General features: G+C 65.6%; 15 protein-coding genes. 7 read left to right on the top strand and 8 right to left on the bottom strand.

Annotation, left to right across the window (positions count from 1 at the left end):
* Positions 1–19 precede the first annotated feature (19 nt).
* A complete protein-coding gene (locus tag AB4Z51_RS37875) occupies positions 20–1,051 on the top strand; it encodes an L-idonate 5-dehydrogenase (protein WP_135214923.1) in 1,032 nt (343 codons plus the stop codon).
* Positions 1,052–1,065: 14 nt separating this feature from the next.
* On the opposite strand, the gene AB4Z51_RS37870 is transcribed toward AB4Z51_RS37875, so the two are convergent.
* Positions 1,066–1,932, bottom strand: coding sequence for a DUF3280 domain-containing protein (locus tag AB4Z51_RS37870; protein ID WP_135214924.1), 867 nt, complete (start codon positions 1,930–1,932; stop codon positions 1,066–1,068).
* 188 nt (positions 1,933–2,120) lie between these two features.
* Here AB4Z51_RS37870 and AB4Z51_RS37865 point away from each other — a divergent pair, with 188 nt between their 5' ends.
* Entirely contained in the window at positions 2,121–3,506 is a 1,386-nt protein-coding gene (locus AB4Z51_RS37865) for a HAMP domain-containing sensor histidine kinase (protein WP_135214925.1), read from the top strand.
* Positions 3,503–4,189 carry a response regulator gene (locus AB4Z51_RS37860; RefSeq protein WP_135214926.1) on the top strand — a complete coding sequence of 229 codons (687 nt, stop codon included), beginning with the start codon at positions 3,503–3,505 and terminating at the stop codon, positions 4,187–4,189. Before AB4Z51_RS37865 ends, AB4Z51_RS37860 begins: the two co-directional genes overlap by 4 nt.
* Here AB4Z51_RS37860 and AB4Z51_RS37855 read toward each other — a convergent pair.
* The 3 genes from AB4Z51_RS37855 to AB4Z51_RS37845 all read right to left on the bottom strand — a co-directional run bounded on the left by AB4Z51_RS37855 (position 4,170) and on the right by AB4Z51_RS37845 (position 6,097).
* Positions 4,170–5,012, bottom strand: coding sequence for a hypothetical protein (locus tag AB4Z51_RS37855; protein WP_063982663.1), 843 nt, complete (start codon positions 5,010–5,012; stop codon positions 4,170–4,172). The genes AB4Z51_RS37860 and AB4Z51_RS37855 overlap by 20 nt on opposite strands.
* A 204-nt stretch (positions 5,013–5,216) precedes the next feature.
* On the bottom strand, positions 5,217–5,708 hold the full coding sequence (locus AB4Z51_RS37850; RefSeq protein ID WP_441499160.1) for an SRPBCC family protein: 492 nt from the start codon (positions 5,706–5,708) through the stop codon (positions 5,217–5,219).
* Positions 5,708–6,097 (bottom strand): ArsR/SmtB family transcription factor, encoded by a 390-nt coding sequence (locus tag AB4Z51_RS37845; protein ID WP_063982661.1) that lies wholly within the window; start codon positions 6,095–6,097, stop codon positions 5,708–5,710. The genes AB4Z51_RS37850 and AB4Z51_RS37845 overlap by 1 nt, the downstream gene beginning before the upstream one ends.
* A gap of 279 nt (positions 6,098–6,376) precedes the next feature.
* Between AB4Z51_RS37845 and AB4Z51_RS37840 the strand changes: the two genes are divergently transcribed.
* Positions 6,377–7,432: a serine hydrolase gene (locus AB4Z51_RS37840; protein WP_167768062.1), complete on the top strand. Its 1,056-nt coding sequence runs from the start codon at positions 6,377–6,379 to the stop codon at positions 7,430–7,432.
* 67 nt (positions 7,433–7,499) lie between these two features.
* Here the strand turns inward: AB4Z51_RS37840 and AB4Z51_RS37835 are convergent, their stop codons facing one another.
* Together AB4Z51_RS37835 and AB4Z51_RS37830 are read right to left on the bottom strand one after the other, a co-directional pair.
* Positions 7,500–8,327, bottom strand: a complete 828-nt coding sequence (locus AB4Z51_RS37835) for an outer membrane protein (RefSeq protein ID WP_441499159.1) — start codon at positions 8,325–8,327, stop codon at positions 7,500–7,502.
* Between the two features lie 280 nt (positions 8,328–8,607).
* Positions 8,608–9,312, bottom strand: coding sequence for an SDR family oxidoreductase (locus AB4Z51_RS37830; protein WP_135214930.1), 705 nt, complete (start codon positions 9,310–9,312; stop codon positions 8,608–8,610).
* A 100-nt stretch (positions 9,313–9,412) separates the two neighbouring features.
* On the opposite strand from AB4Z51_RS37830, the gene AB4Z51_RS37825 reads away from it, so the two are divergent.
* The gene (locus AB4Z51_RS37825; protein WP_441499158.1) at positions 9,413–10,255 is read left to right on the top strand and encodes a GNAT family N-acetyltransferase; all 843 of its coding nucleotides are present in this window, start codon (positions 9,413–9,415) and stop codon (positions 10,253–10,255) included.
* Positions 10,256–10,273: 18 nt separating this feature from the next.
* Here AB4Z51_RS37825 and AB4Z51_RS37820 read toward each other — a convergent pair whose 3' ends face one another.
* Entirely contained in the window at positions 10,274–10,723 is a 450-nt protein-coding gene (locus tag AB4Z51_RS37820) for a hypothetical protein (RefSeq protein WP_167768063.1), read from the bottom strand.
* A gap of 514 nt (positions 10,724–11,237) precedes the next feature.
* On the opposite strand from AB4Z51_RS37820, the gene AB4Z51_RS37815 reads away from it, so the two are divergent.
* Entirely contained in the window at positions 11,238–13,091 is a 1,854-nt protein-coding gene (locus AB4Z51_RS37815; RefSeq protein WP_135214933.1) for an alkaline phosphatase family protein, read from the top strand.
* Positions 13,092–13,161: 70 nt separating this feature from the next.
* Here AB4Z51_RS37815 and AB4Z51_RS37810 read toward each other — a convergent pair whose 3' ends face one another.
* The gene (locus AB4Z51_RS37810; RefSeq protein WP_441499157.1) at positions 13,162–13,734 is read right to left on the bottom strand and encodes a hypothetical protein; all 573 of its coding nucleotides are present in this window, start codon (positions 13,732–13,734) and stop codon (positions 13,162–13,164) included.
* 381 nt (positions 13,735–14,115) lie between these two features.
* Between AB4Z51_RS37810 and AB4Z51_RS37805 the strand changes: the two genes are divergently transcribed.
* Positions 14,116–14,775, top strand: coding sequence for a peroxiredoxin (locus AB4Z51_RS37805; RefSeq protein WP_014494579.1), 660 nt, complete (start codon positions 14,116–14,118; stop codon positions 14,773–14,775).
* Positions 14,776–14,840: the final 65 nt, after the last annotated feature.

The raw sequence follows: 14,840 nt of genomic DNA, 5'->3' as shown, positions 1-14,840 counted from the left end.
AAGCCAAGGGAACGAGACCATGCGCGCCGTCGTCATCCACGCCCCGAAAGACCTGCGGATCGACAGCTATCCCGATCCAGCCCCCGCCTCGGGCGAAGTCCGCGTCAAGATTGCGAACGGCGGCATCTGCGGCTCCGATCTGCACTACTACCACCACGGCGGCTTCGGCGTCGTGCGCATCCAGCAGCCGATGGCGCTGGGCCACGAGATCGCGGGCGTGGTCGCGGCGGTCGGTGACGGCGTCACCAATGTGAAGCCGGGCACGCGCGTCGCCGTCAATCCGAGCAGACCGTGCGGCCAGTGCCTGCATTGCCAGGAAGGCATGCGCAACCAGTGCCTCGACATGCGCTTCCTCGGCAGCGCGATGCGTTTTCCCCATGTCCAAGGCGGTTTCCGTGAATTCATCACGGTCGATGCCGCGCAGGCGGTGCCGATCGCGGACAAGCTGACACTGGCGGAAGCTGCGGTGGCTGAGCCGCTCGCGGTGTGCCTGCATGCCGGCAAGCAGGCCGGCCCCCTCCTCGGCAAGCGCGTGCTGATCACGGGTTGCGGGCCGATCGGTGCGCTGATGATCCTGGTCTCGCGCTTCGGCGGCGCGTCCGAGATCGTGGTGACCGATGTCGCCGACGCGCCGCTCGCGGTTGCAAAGAAGCTCGGCGCCACCCACGCCATCAATGTCGCGACCGATGCCACAGCGCTCGATCCCTGGCGCGCCGGCAAGGGCGTGTTCGACACCCTGTTCGAGGCCTCCGGCAACCAGGCCGCGCTTCGCACCGCGCTCGACGTGCTTCGGCCYGGCGCGACGCTGGTGCAGCTCGGTCTCGGCGGCGAGATGACGCTGCCGATCAACTCCATCGTCGCCAAGGAATTGCAGCTCCGCGGCACCTTCCGCTTCGACCCCGAATTCGAGCTCGCGGTGCGGCTGATGGGCGAAGGGTTGATCGACGTGAAACCGCTGATCACGGCCACCATGCCGTTCGAAAACGCGGTCGCCGCGTTCGAACTCGCCAGTGACCGCTCGCAGTCGATGAAGGTGCAGCTGACGTTCTAGGGCTGGTATCGCGGTTACTGGCTCCCGATCAGCTTATCGCTGACCAGCCGGACCGCGCCCCGTTTCCACGAATAGTCCGCACCCATCCGCAGGCCGCTGTCGCCACGTGACAGCACCGCACCGGTCCTGGCATCGCGGACCTGGAAGCCGAGCGTGTATTCGGTGCGGCTGACCCGCCGCACCACGCCGATCAACGACTGATCCGCGCCGAGCTTTTGCGCGATCGCCGCCTCGCAGCCACCGCAATCCCGCAAGGCGCGCGCCTTGACCGCCTCGCCGCCGGCATCAACGATGCGGTAGCGGCCGGATTGGCCCAGCGCCTCGCGCACGCTGCCGGTGACCTCGGCCAGATATGACGCATCCGACGTGGCTGAAGTGCCAGTCGAGGCGGCGGTCGTGTCCTCGAGCTCGAAATCGAACACGGCCAGCGCGACCGGCGCGGGCGTGGCGAGCGCGGCCATGACCTCGCGAGACACGAAAATCTCGGCACGCTCCCATGATTCATCGTTGTCGCCGCGGAAGGTGTAGAGCTTGTCCATCACGAGCTTCCTGGCGCCGACGTCGATGACGGCGACCTTGGCCCATTGCACCAGCGTGCTCGTCTTCTGGATGCCGCCGATGACCTTGAATGCCGCGCCGTCCTGGGCAGACGGCACCGGCCGGTAACGACCGTCCGCACTGATATCCCGCCTGAGCGCGGCCATGAACGCCGACAGCCGCCGCTCATGGGCGGCGGTCTGGTTGGCCGGCTCGGCGGACGTATCGGTGTAGCTGAAATCGTCCATGGCAACGCCAATGGCATCCTCGGCGCCGGCAGGCGAGGAGGCCGCCGGGAGGACGAAGAGGAGGAAAGCAGAGAGGATCAAGCTGATACGGCGCATGCGGGCCTCGTGTGGTGGAGCGGCGGCGCAATCTGGACGGCAACCTCATGCCATGCAGCTGCGCTGGTCCCGATCAAGGCCGGGAAAATTTCACGACGTTGCACCGCGGTATGCGCAGTGCTTTCCGCCGCTCGCGTTCTGCCGTTTAATGCGCCGGCGACAATTCCGTTCGCGCCAGGTGCCCGCCGATGTGGAACCGCCCGAGGTTCGATCTCAAGGTCCGTCTGACGTTGCGCGTGGCCGCCATATCGGCCGCGTGCTTCGCCGCGATCTCCGCCTATTTCCTCATCACCGCCGACCGCGCGGCCCATGCGCGCCTCGACGACATCGCCGCCATCGTGGCCAAGACGCTGGAGCTGCAACAGGGCAAGATCCAGTGGGTGGCTAGCCCGCGCTCGGACTTTCCCAACCTCGACCCCGTTTCGGCCTATGTGATGACGCCCGGCCTGTGCCTGGCGTTCCGCGGCGTGAGCGGCGACATCATCCAGCGATTCTGCAGTGGCGCGCCGATCCCGGCGAACCCGCCGCCGCAAGTCTTCGTGGCTTTCTATCGCAGCCTGTTCGACCCCGGCCGCGAGGCGGCACGGCCCGTGATCGTGCGCGGAACGAAACTCGGCGAGACCGTGGTCTCGGTCGACCCGGCCGTGCAGACGGCCGACGCCTGGCACGAGGCCGGCCGCCTGATGCTCGCACTTGCGATCGCACTGCCGCTGTTGTGCGTCCTGGTCTACGCTGCGCTGGCGCGTGCGCTGCGCCCCACCCGCATGATCCGCTCCGGCCTCGAACGGATCGCCGCCAATGACCTGTCGACGCGGCTGCCGCCGTTCGATCTCGCCGAGCTGTCGGCGATCCGCGACGTCTTCAACCATCTCGCCGAAAGCCTCGACATCGCGCTGGCCGAGCGCAGCGAGCTGACGCGGAAACTGATCGCACTCCAGGACGAGGAGCGCCGCCATCTCGCACGCGAGCTGCATGACGAGTTCGGCCAGTCGCTGGCCGCCATCCGCGCGCTCGCCTCCTCCGCCCGCCAGACCGCCGTACAGGACTGCCCCTCCCTGCTTGGCGAGTGCGACGGCATCGCGCGGACCGCAACCGGCATGATGGAGACGCTGCGCGGCGCGCTGTTCCGGCTGCGCCCGCCTGATGTCGAGGAGCTCGGGCTCGTGGCGAGCCTCGAAGGCCTGGTTGCGGGCTGGAACGGGCGTAGCCGCGGCCAGACGCGGTTTTCGATCCGGTTCGACGGTGCGTTCGCGACCCTGCCCGCCACGATCAGCGCGAGCCTCTACCGCATCGTGCAGGAGGCGCTCACCAACGCCGCCAAGCATGCCGGCGCCACGCGGGTAAGCCTGGAGCTTGCGATGCGTGCCGACGAGATCGCACTTGCGATCGACGACGACGGACGGTCGAACGATCCCGTCGCAAAATCCGGAATGGGCCTGCTCGGCATGCGCGAGCGCGTCGCGGCCTTGCGTGGCCAGTTGAGCTTCGAGGCCGCGCCGAACGGCGGCTCCGCGCTGCGCGTGGTCATTCCGCTTGCAGGCCTCGATCGGCACTCACTGGAGCGCGCGGCATGAGCGCGGCCGATGCGACCATTCTGCTGGTCGACGACCATTCCGTCGTCCGCGAGGGCTATCGCTCCGTGCTCCAGAAGCAGCCGGGGCTTCGCGTTGTCGCCGAAGCGGCCGACGGCGCCGAGGCCTACCGTCTGTTCAAATCCGAGGCGCCCGACCTCGTCATCATGGATCTGAGCATGCCCGGCATCGGCGGCATCGAGGCCGTCAGGCGCATCAGGCAATGGGACAAGGCGGCACGGATCCTCGTCTTCACCATGCACGAGAATGCCGGCTTCGCCGTGCAGGCGATCCGCGCCGGCGCGCGGGGCTATGTCACCAAGACCAGCCCGCCCGAGACGCTGGTGCGCGCCGTGATGGACGTGCTCGCCGGCAAGATCGCCGTCAGCCCCGACATCGACCACGAGCTCGCGCTCAGCCGTATCAGCGGCGAGAGCTCGGCCGCCGACGTGCTCACGCCGCGCGAGTTCGAGGTGCTGCGGCTGCTGCTCGCCGAGAACACGACGGAGGAGATCGCCGAGACGCTCCACGTCAGCCCGAAGACGGTGGCGAACCTGCATTCGCTGATCAAGGACAAGCTCGGCGTCGGCTCCGACATCGAGCTGGTCCGGCTGGCGCTGCGGCAAGGCCTGCTGACGCAGGCCGATCTCGGCGAAGCCCGGTCGCTCAGGCCAGATAACGCGTGAGATAGCCTTCCATGGCGTAGAGCGCGCAGAGCGCGAGGCTCGACCACACCGCAGCGGTGAAATACAGGAACATCCAGGTCAGCTCGCCCTTCCAATGCGCGATGTCGTGGGTCACCACCCAGCGCGTCGCGACGTCATGCAGACCTTCGAGGAAGCCGAGGAGCTTGTTGCCCTCTTGATGCCCTGCCCGCCAGCGGCTGAGATACATCGGCACGTCGACGGTGACGAGGAAGGCGAGGAAGCAGGCGATGCCGACGATGCCGGCGATCAGCGCCCATCGCACCGGTCCCTGGAATTCCGGCATGAGGCGGCACAGCGCGATGCCGGCGAGGAAAAACGTCACCGCCCACAGCGAGTTCTCGATCGCGTTGTAGAGGAAGTTGGTGGTGACGACCGCGTACCAGGAGAAGCACTCCGCGACGATGATGATGGGCACGATCACCAGCGCGATGTTCACCGCGGTCTCCGCGCCCGTCATGTGACCCAGCTGATGCAGGATGATCGCCCATTGCGCGACGAAGCACAGTTCGGCCACGGTCGCGACGGTGCGGCCGACGAAGACGCTGGAGAGCCAGGTGTCGAACAGGCAGATGCGCTGCACGTCGGCGCGCGGCAGGAACGATCGGAACGCGCAGCCGAACACATAGCCGGCGCAGAGCAGGAACATCAGCCCGATATCCGAACCGCCGCCGGCGCTGCCGGCAACCGTCGGATAGAACTCGCGGTACAGCATGAACCAGACGAGAATGTTGGCACTGCTGACAAGCGTCAGGGACCCCCACCACCACGCGAGGGGATTTGACCGCGCCTGCCACTGCAACATGAATCGCTCCGCCGTAACCGATATGACATTTAGTGGTAGCAATTCTGTCATAAATCGGCGGCACGACGCGACAAAAATCTACGTTATGGCGCTGTCATAATTGACCTGCGCGCTGTCATATTCGAGAAGGCGGCTGCTCTCCCCATGCGTTTCCGAGCTTATTCCGGGGCGCCTCTTCGAGGCCCCCGGAATAACGCGGGGACTCTATTTCTTCATCCCACCAACATACGCCGCGAGCTCGTCCAGCGTCTGGTAGCCATATTCGACGGCACCGAAGCCGATCATGCCGTCGCGCTGCTCGGTGCTCGAGGCCAGTTGCCGCATCATCAGCACGGTCTTGCCGTTGCTCTGCTCGGCAAAGGTGAGGGTGAAGCGGAACATGCCGGGATCGTCGTCCTGGTCGACGCCGTGATCCATCTCCATCAGCGACGGCCGCTCGATGCGGCGGAAGCGCATGCGGTTCGGATAGACGGTGCCGTCGGGACCGATCATGTTGAAGCGCCAGACGCCGCCGACACGCACGTCGATCTCGAAGGTCTCGATCTTGAAGCCCTTCGGCCCGAACCATTGCGGGAGATGTTTTGGATCGGACCACGCCTCGAACACCAGATCGCGCGGCGCGTCGATCACGCGCGACATCACGATCTCGCGGTCCATCGACCATTGCGACAGAGCGGGATTGGCAGAATTCGTCATCACTCAGAACCTTTCCGTTTGGTTGTGCGGGACGGTCGCTTGGCGGCCGCCCTCTCCTTCTCTTTCTTCAGTTGCATGACGTAAGCCTCGAACCGGTCGAGCCGCGCCTCCCAGATCGCGCGCTGCTGCTGGAACCAGTCCTCCGCGCCGACGAGCGCGTCCGGGCTGAGCCGGCAGGTGCGCACGCGGCCGGATTTCTCCGACTGAACGAGCCCGCTCGTCTCCAGCACATGGATGTGTTTCATGAAGCTCGGCAGCGCCATCTCGAACGGATCGGCGAGCTCGCCGACCGACGCCTCGCCGGCACAGAGCCGCATCACGATCGCCCGCCTTGTGGGATCGGCAAGGGCTGCGAAGACATGGTCGAGCTGGGATAATTGGTTAGCCATGAAGCTAACTATAGGCCCGCCATCGCCCGGCGTCAATAATTGTTAGCCCACAAGCTAAGTATTTTTCCGCAAGCCCCGCCGGCGGAACCCACAACGCGCAATCGTGAATTGGGACACGCAGCCCTCGCCGTTAGAAGAGAGAGGGGGCGCATCGCATCATGCGTCAGAGCCGTGCCGTCTGTTGTCACCTCATCACACCTCACCCGGCGGGCCCTCGCGCGGGCTGCGCTGGTTCCCCTCGCGTTGGCCTGGCCGCGCCGCGCATCCGCGGATTCCGACATGATCGCGCAGATGCGCGACATCGTCGCCAACGAGCTGGCGCCGACCGCGACGCCGGACCAGCCGGGCGGCCTCGCCGCCGCGCTCTATGCCGGCCGCCATGTCGAGTTCTTCAACTACGGCTTCGCCGACGACGGCACGCGACGACCGGTCACACCGGACACGCTGTTCAACCTTGGTTCGCTGCGCAAACCGTTCGAGGCGGCGCTGGTGGCGCTGGGCTCGCTCCGGAGTGAATTGCGGCTCGACGACCGCCTGCCGAAATATCTGCCCGAGCTCACCGGAGACTATGTCCGCCGCGTCACCGTCGGCCAGCTCGCCATGCACACGTCGGGCATGCTGCTGTCGACCGACCATCCACCCTGGCCGAACGACTCGTTCTCGCGGGCGCAGTTCATCGACATGTTCAACGCCTGGAAGCCGCAGGCCGGCGAAGCGCCCGGCAAGCAGCGCATCTACAGCCATGCCTGTTACGTGCTGCTTCAGCTCGTGCTCGAGCGCTGCTACGGCGCTCCGATCACAACCCTGTTCGAAGAGCGCATCCTTGGGCCGATCGGCATGAATGCGACCTCTTTGCCGGAGCGCGGCGAGGACAACCGCGCCGTCATGGACACGGCGTGGATGCAGCGCGTCGTGCAAGGCTATTCGGATCAGGGCATGGCGATCGGCCCACCCGGCAACCAGCAGAGCTATTTCGACTTTCCCGGCGCCGGCCAGATGTTTTCGTCCGCGCGGGATCTCGCGACCTTCGTTGCGGCCTGCGTCGACGACCGCTCGGTCGAACCGCATTTGCGCGAGGCGCTGCGGATGACGCAGCGCGAGACCTTCCGCGTCGACGACAAATTCGGACAAGGCATGGCCTGGGAGACGGTCCACCTCCCCGACGCCACCATCGTCGACAAGCCCGGCGGCCTCAACAATGCCTCCGGCTATCTCGGCCTCGTCCCTATCAGGCAGATCGGCTTCGTCCTGCTCGCCAATCGCGGCGAATACCCGCACGAGATCGTTCGCTACAAGATCCTGCCCGCGCTGGCGAAGCTCGTCGCCTCGCACTGAACCGTCCCTCGCAACAGAAAGCCCCGGCAGAGCCGGGGCTTTCCGCGCCAGATCAGGAACGGGATGCTCAGTACCTGGCGACGACCGGTCCGCCGAACTTGTAGTTCACGCCGACGCGCACAATGTTCGACTTGAGATCGACCGAGTGGGTGTAAACGTTGCTCGGATATTGCGTTACGCCGCCGACCAGATTGGTACTGGTCGCGCTGGCGCGGCCGAGATCGACGTAGAGATATTCGACCTTGAGCGACCAGCCGCCGCCGAAGGCATATTCGGTGCCGACGCCCGCGGTCCAGCCGAGGCGCGTGTCGCGAATCGCGGCCGACTCGGTCGCGGCTGAGAACGTGTCGGTGAAATTGAAATTGCCCTTCACCTCGGAGATCGCCGCGCCGCCCGTCGCGTACAGCAGCCAGGTCGGAGCCGCGAGGAAGYCGATGCGACCGCGGATGGTGGCGAGCCAATCGGCCGAGACCTGCGACGACACGGTAAAGCCTGTCGGCGCGCAGCAGGGATAGAGCGCAGAGCCCGTCGCGCTGCCCTTGAAACCGAAATAGTTGATGTCGCCTTCGAGGCCGAGCACGGCGTGGTTGACCTGCCAGTTGTAGCCCGCGGTAAAGCCGCCGGTCACGCTGGAGCTGTTGACGCCTTGGGCGCCGACCGTGTTGATGGCGGGGACGCTGCTGGCGGCGAAATAGCCGGCCGGCGTCCAGATGGTCGAGGTGTTCAGATCGGCGTTGCCCCACTGCCCGCCGACATTGCCGCCGACGTAAAAGCCGGTCCAGTTGTAGGCCGGCGCCATCACCGGCGCCTTGGTGTATTGCGCCGCGAGGTCGGCCGCATGCGCGGATGCGGTGCCGAGCACAATTGAAGCGACCGCCAGCAAAAACTTGTTCATTCCGAGTCTCCATGCCCCACGCGATCGACGCTCGCGTTTCAATTGCGCACCGGTGGGAGCCATCCGGCGCAGATTGGGGAATAGGGAGTGGACCGCTCGCCGTCTCGGTCTGCGGCGCAGTTCGTATGGACTGTGACGTAGTCCGTGACTTATCGCGCAAGACCAGTGACGAGTGTGACCCGAACGCCACGCGTCGCCCCGCCGCAGCGGCGCACCGCGCAGGCCGCGCGTCGCGTTACGACAAGTGCACCAGAATGGCGGAGCGAAGCCGCGCGCCGACTCACACCGAGCGCGTCAGTCCGCCGTCGACGCGGATATTCTGGCCGGTGATGTAGGCGGCACCCTCGGACGCCAGGAACGACACCGTCGCCGCGACCTCCTCGACCTTGCCGTAACGCTTCATCGGCACGCTGTCGCGCCGCGCATCGGTCTGCGGCAGGCTGTCGATCCAGCCCGGCAGCACGTTGTTCATACGGATGTTGTCGGCGGCATGGGTGTCGGTGAAGATCTTCGTGAAGGCGGCGAGGCCGGCGCGGAACACCGCAGAGGTCGGAAACATCGCGCTCGGCTCGAATGCCCAGGCGGTCGAGATGTTGATGATGGCGCCGGCCTTCTGCGCCTGCATCACCGGCGTCACCAGCCGGGTCGGCCGGATCACGTTGAGGAGATAGGTGTCGAGGCCGGTGTGCCACTGCTCGTCGGTGATCTCCGTGATCGCCGCGCGCGGCCCGTGGCCGGCGCTATTGACGAGCACGTCGATGCGTCCCCATTTGGCCATCGCCCCGTCGACGAGCCGCTTCAGATCATCGTTCGACTTGTTGGAGCCGGTGACGCCGAGGCCACCGAGCTCGACTGCCAGCGCCTCGCCCTTGCCGGAGGACGACAGGATCGCGACGCGAAAGCCGTCGGCCGCGAGCCGCCGCGCAGCCCCTGCCCCCATGCCGCTGCCGCCAGCCGTGACAAGTGCGACCTTCTCTGCTGCCATGACCGATCATCCCTGTGTTGAGGCGAGCCCCAGGCCCGGCCTATCATGAGGCCTTCTACCGCCGGACCTGCCGCCAGGTCCACCGCCGAAGGCATCCATCATGAGCGATCTGCAGATCCGCAATTTGCGCCCCGAGGAGATCGCCATCGCCGTCGACTGGGCCGCGGCCGAGGGCTGGAATCCGGGCCTCGGCGACGCCGCCTGTTTCGCGATCCCGGACGCGAAGGGCTTCTTCGTCGGCGAGATCGACGGCGAGCCGGTCGCAACAATCTCCTGCGTCAACTACGATGACCGCTTCGCCTTCCTCGGCTTCTACATCGTGCGCTCAGGCTTTCGCGGCGTGGGCCACGGCCTGCGCATCTGGAACGCGGCGATCGCGCATGCGGGCGCCCGCGTGATCGGGCTCGACGGCGTCGTCGCGCAGCAGGATAATTACAAGAAGTCCGGCTTCCAGCTGGCCTACGCCAATATCCGCTACGGCGGCATCGTCGCCGCGCCGCCGAATCCGCCCGCCGAAATTGTCGCGCTCGACAATGTCCCGTTCGCGCTCGTTGAAGCCGACGACGCGACCGCCTTCCCGGCCGCGCGCAGCACCTTCCTGCGCGCCTGGGTCAACACATCAGGCCATCTCGGCGGCGCGCTGCTGCGCGACGGCAAGCTCGCGGCATGGGGGGTGATCCGGCCCTGCCGGACCGGCCACAAGATCGGCCCGCTCGTCGCCGACGACCGCGGAGCGGCGGAAGGGATCGTGCAGGCCCTGCTGGCGAGCGCTGGTGGCGGGGAAGTCTTCCTCGACGTCCCCGCGATCAATCGCGAGGCCATCGCGCTCGCGGAATYGCTCGGGCTCCAGCCGGTGTTCGAGACGGCGCGGATGTACACAGGGCCGATCCCGCCGCTGCGGATCGACCGCGTCTTCGGCGTGACCAGCTTTGAGCTGGGCTAGCTGGGCGGACGACGCCGCTCAGTAGCAGCGCATGATGTTGACGGTGTGCTCGGCGCCGCCGCGGCCGGGCACCGTCACCTGCTCCGTCGGGCAGCTCGGCACATAGGGCCGGTCGGACGGCACCACATTCGGCGGGAAGCGATGGGTCCAGTCCCAGGGAACGTCGTACGTATAGGTGTAACGCACGTCGGTGGAGGCCGGCTGCCCGGCATCGACGAAAGGCTGGTTATAGCCTGCGTTGTCGTAGAACCCGCCGCCGCCCGGCCAATAGACCCAAGGCGTGTTGCGGCCGCGGAACCGGGCGCCAGGACCGATCTGCGGACGCGCGATCGCGCCGGAAGGCGCGCCGGCCATCCCGTGCGCGGCGGTGGCGGTGGCGCCAGGCCTGGCAAAACCGTCATTGGCAGAAAGGAGCAGCGCGGCTGCGCTGAGCGAGGCGAAGAGCGCCCCATATGATCTGGACATCATGATACGCACCAACTCGTTTGGCTTCGGCGGCTCCCCACCGCACGCTAGGCCGGCCCGTCGCCCACCCGCAAACGTATAATTAATTGTTGGTTAAGGCACGGGATTAACAGGGAGCTTGGTGCGGCAAGTCGCCCGGGATTCTGTGCTGATTTCAGACACTTCGTTCCGGGGTAGTCCTCATGACCCGTTGATCGGAGTTGATCGCGCTCGCCGAATTTGGCGGCGGCAATTTTGCTTGAAGTCGCCTCCTCCCCGAGCGCAGCGAAGCAATCCAGGGTCTTGCCGCGGAGGAATTCCGGATTGCTTCGGTGCCCTCGCAGTGACGGCGTCGAGGCGGCTGAGCGCAACAACTGCGATCTCGCGCCCGACAACGCCCCATCCGTGGGTGCCTGGTCACCTCCCCGTCACTTCTGCTTGCTCCTTGGGCCTTGTAACAAAACTGTCATGCAGCAAAACTAAACGATGGCCGGGGGCCGCGGTCGCGGCCATTGCCGCCTCACCGCAGGAGATTTCGATGCGCCGTTCACTGGTGTTGCTGTCCGCCGGGCTGACAGTCTTGTCCACCGGACTTGCCTCCGCCCAGAACAACACGCCCCGCAACCTGATCCTCTTCATCCCCGATGGTCTGCGCGCGCTGAAGGTGACGCCGGAGACCGCGCCGGCGATGGCCGAGGTCCGTGACAAGGGCGTCAATTTCAAGAACCCGCATTCGCTCTTCCCGACCTTCACCATGGCCAACGGCTCGGCGATGTCGACCGGTCACTATCTCGGCGACACCGGCGTGTTCTCCAACACGATCTGGACCAACTATACGTCCGTCCCCGCCGGCGACACCGTGGTCCCCTTCATCGAGAACGACGCCGTGCTCGGCGACATCGACGAGCATTTCAAGGGCGACTATCTCAACGAAGAGACGATTCTGAAGATGGCCCGCGACAAGGGCTTCAGCACCGCGGCGATCGGCAAGGTCGGTCCRACCTACCAGTTCGACCACACCGACAAGCCCGAAAAGGCCGGCCTGCATTCGGTCGTGTTCGACGACTCCACCGGCGGCAAGAACGGCGTGGCGCTGCCTGACGAGGTGAAGGACGCGCTGACCAAGGCCGGCCTGCCCCTCGCCACGCCGCCGCGCGGCGACAATTCCAAGGCGGGCGATGCCAAGACGCCCGGCACCGTTGTCGCCAACGTCGCGCAGCAGGCTTATTTCGCCGACGTCGCCGCCAAGGCCGTGCTGCCGATGTTCAAGGCGCGCAACAAGCCGTTCGTGCTGGTGTTCTGGTCGCGCGACCCTGACGGCACCCAGCACAACCAGGGCGACAGCCTCAACCAGATCAAGCCGGGCATCAACGGCCCGAGCACGATGGCGAGCATCAAGAACGCCGACAACAACCTTGCCCAGCTCCGCAAGGCGCTCGACGAGCTCGGGCTGGCCGCGAATACCAACATCATGATCCAGGCCGACCACGGCTTCTCGAGCATCTCCAAGGAGAGCAAGACCAGCCCCTCGGCCAAGGTCAGCTATGACGACACGCCGAAGGACTTTTTGCCGATGGGCTTTTTGGCGATCGACCTCGCCAAGGCGCTCGACCTGCCGCTGTTCGACCCCAACGACAAGAACGCCGCCGTCACCGGCAACGCCCATCCGAAGGCCGGCAACGGCGTGCTCGGCAAGGATCCGACCAAGCCTGATCTCGTCATCGCCACCAATGGCGGCTCGGACCTGATCTACCTGCCGAACAAGGACAAGAAGCTGGCGGCAAAGACCGTCAAGGCGCTGCTCGAGCAGGATTACGTCTCCGGCCTGTTCGTGGACGACTCGCTCGGCCGCATCCCCGGTACCCTGCCGCTGTCGAGCATCAATCTGCGCGGCAAGTCGGCGACGCCAACGCCGGCGATCGTCGTCAATTTCCGCTCCTATGCCAGCGATTGCGGTGAGGCGCCGACCAACTGCTCGGTGCAGGTCGCCGACACCGTGCTGCGCCAGGGCCAGGGCATGCATGGCAGCTTCAGCCGCGGCGACACCATGAACTTCATGGCCGCGATCGGTCCGGACTTCAAAGCCGGCTATGTCAGCCAGATCCCGGTCAGCAATGCCGACGTCGGCATGACGGCCGCCCAGCTCATGGGCCTGCGCGGCCCGCAGAACGGCGGCCTTGTCGGCCGCGTGATGTCGGAGGCCCTGCCCAACGGCATCGTGCCGAAGGCCTATACCGGCACGCTGAAGTCCAAGCCCGCCGAGGGCGGCCTGGTGACCGTGCTGAACTTCCAGCGTGTCGGCAGCCAGCGCTATTTCGACGCCGCCGGTTTCCCGGGCCGCACGCTCGGGCTCGAGCCGGACGCCGGCAAACAAAAAACGGCGGGGAAATAACCCCGCCGTTGTCTGTCGCGCCTCGCAAGGGGCGCGACAGTCTCGTCTAACTCTTACATTCCCAGATCTTTTACATGCCGATGTCGAATACGTTCGGCAATTGGCCCGCCAAAGGCAGCGCAGTGGCGCCCAGGAAGGTCGCCACCATCGCCATCAGGCGACGGTTGTTCTGGCGCTTGCCGCGCATCYGTCCGGCGATCCACTCCAGCATCTCGCTGTTGACCTTGGCGGCGTAGGACGGCGCCCAGCTCTCGATCTCGGACTCTGCCGACAGCGCGACGCTGCGCGGCGGCACCTTCAGGCCCGAGGCGCTCGCGGCGTAATGGGCAACGGCCTTGGCGAGCAGGTCGTCGAACCGGCCGCCATCGGTGCGCTCGGTTGCGGCTTCATTGATCTCGAACAGCGCCTCGGCTTCGGCGCGGCTGACCGGCTGGTCGTTGACGGCCGTGGCGGTCAGGATGCGCGCGCACCAGGCGGTGTCATCGCCATCGAGCGAGCGGGAAAAGTGGACCCGGCCCTTGGTGGTCGGGCCTTCGCCCGTGATCACGCCGTCGCGCACGACGGTCAATGCATGAGCCGCGGTATCGCGGCAGGACGGTTCGAGGGACGGCGACTCAACAGACTTATGCGCAGCGGCAGACATAGTTCACTTCCAGATTTCTTCTGATCGACCAGCATTTTCATGCGGGCGTAAAGGGGTGGTTAATGATTCGATATGGGGATCGCGACTTTTCTCAATGGTTGCCGATTAGTCGCTACGAGGACCATTTCGGTTCCGGAGGCGTCGGGGCGAGCGTGATGCGGGTCATAAAAGGCATTATGGGGGCAATCGAGACCGTACGGCTCCGGTCGAGATGTTTCGTCGCAGGCGCGGCTGTAACAGAAAGGTGCTAGGAAATCGGCCCTTCAGAGAAGAAATTCACATTTTACTTGAAGCGGTTCACTTAGGGTCGCGGAGACCCTATACTGGCCGCGACGGCCAAAGATAAATTACCAAGTAAATTCAATGAGATGAGGTAGAACCATGACACTCCCGATCGGCACCACCGCGCCCGACTTCGAAGCCGAGACCACCGAAGGGAAGATCAAGTTCCACGATTGGATTGGCAATAGCTGGGCTCTCCTGTTCTCCCACCCCAAGGACTTCACGCCGGTTTGTACGACCGAGCTCGGCGCGCTTGCCAAGCTGAAGCCGGAATTCGACAAGCGCGGCGTCAAGCTGATGGGCCTTTCGGTCGATCCGGTCGACCGCCATTCCAAATGGTCGGAGGACATCAAGGAGACCCAAGGCGCCGCCCCCAACTACCCGATGATCGGCGACACCGACTTCAACGTCTCGAAGCTCTACGAGATGCTGCCGGCCTCGACCTCGGGCGATCCCCTCACCCGCACGCCGGCCGACAACCAGACCGTCCGCAACGTCTTCATCATCGGGCCGGACAAGAAGATCAAGCTGGTGCTGGTCTATCCGATGACGACAGGCCGGAATTTTCAGGAGATCCTGCGCGTCATCGACTCGCTTCAGCTCACCGCCAAGCATCGTGTCGCCACGCCGGCCGACTGGACGCAGGGCGAGGACGTCATCATCGCCGGCTCGGTTTCCAACGACGAGGCGAAGACGATCTATCCGCAGGGCTGGAAGGAACCGAAGCCCTACATCCGCATCGTGCCGCAGCCGAAGTGACTTTTGGCGGTCGCGGATAGCGACCGCAAAAAGTCATCCCAGCATCGAACTCTGGTGCGCAATGG

The sequence above is a fragment of the Bradyrhizobium sp. 2TAF36 genome (genome assembly GCF_052114925.1).
GTDB lineage: Bacteria > Pseudomonadota > Alphaproteobacteria > Rhizobiales > Xanthobacteraceae > Bradyrhizobium > Bradyrhizobium barranii.
Note: the sequence above shows the minus strand (reverse complement) of the source record. Positions and strands in the feature narration are given on the sequence as shown.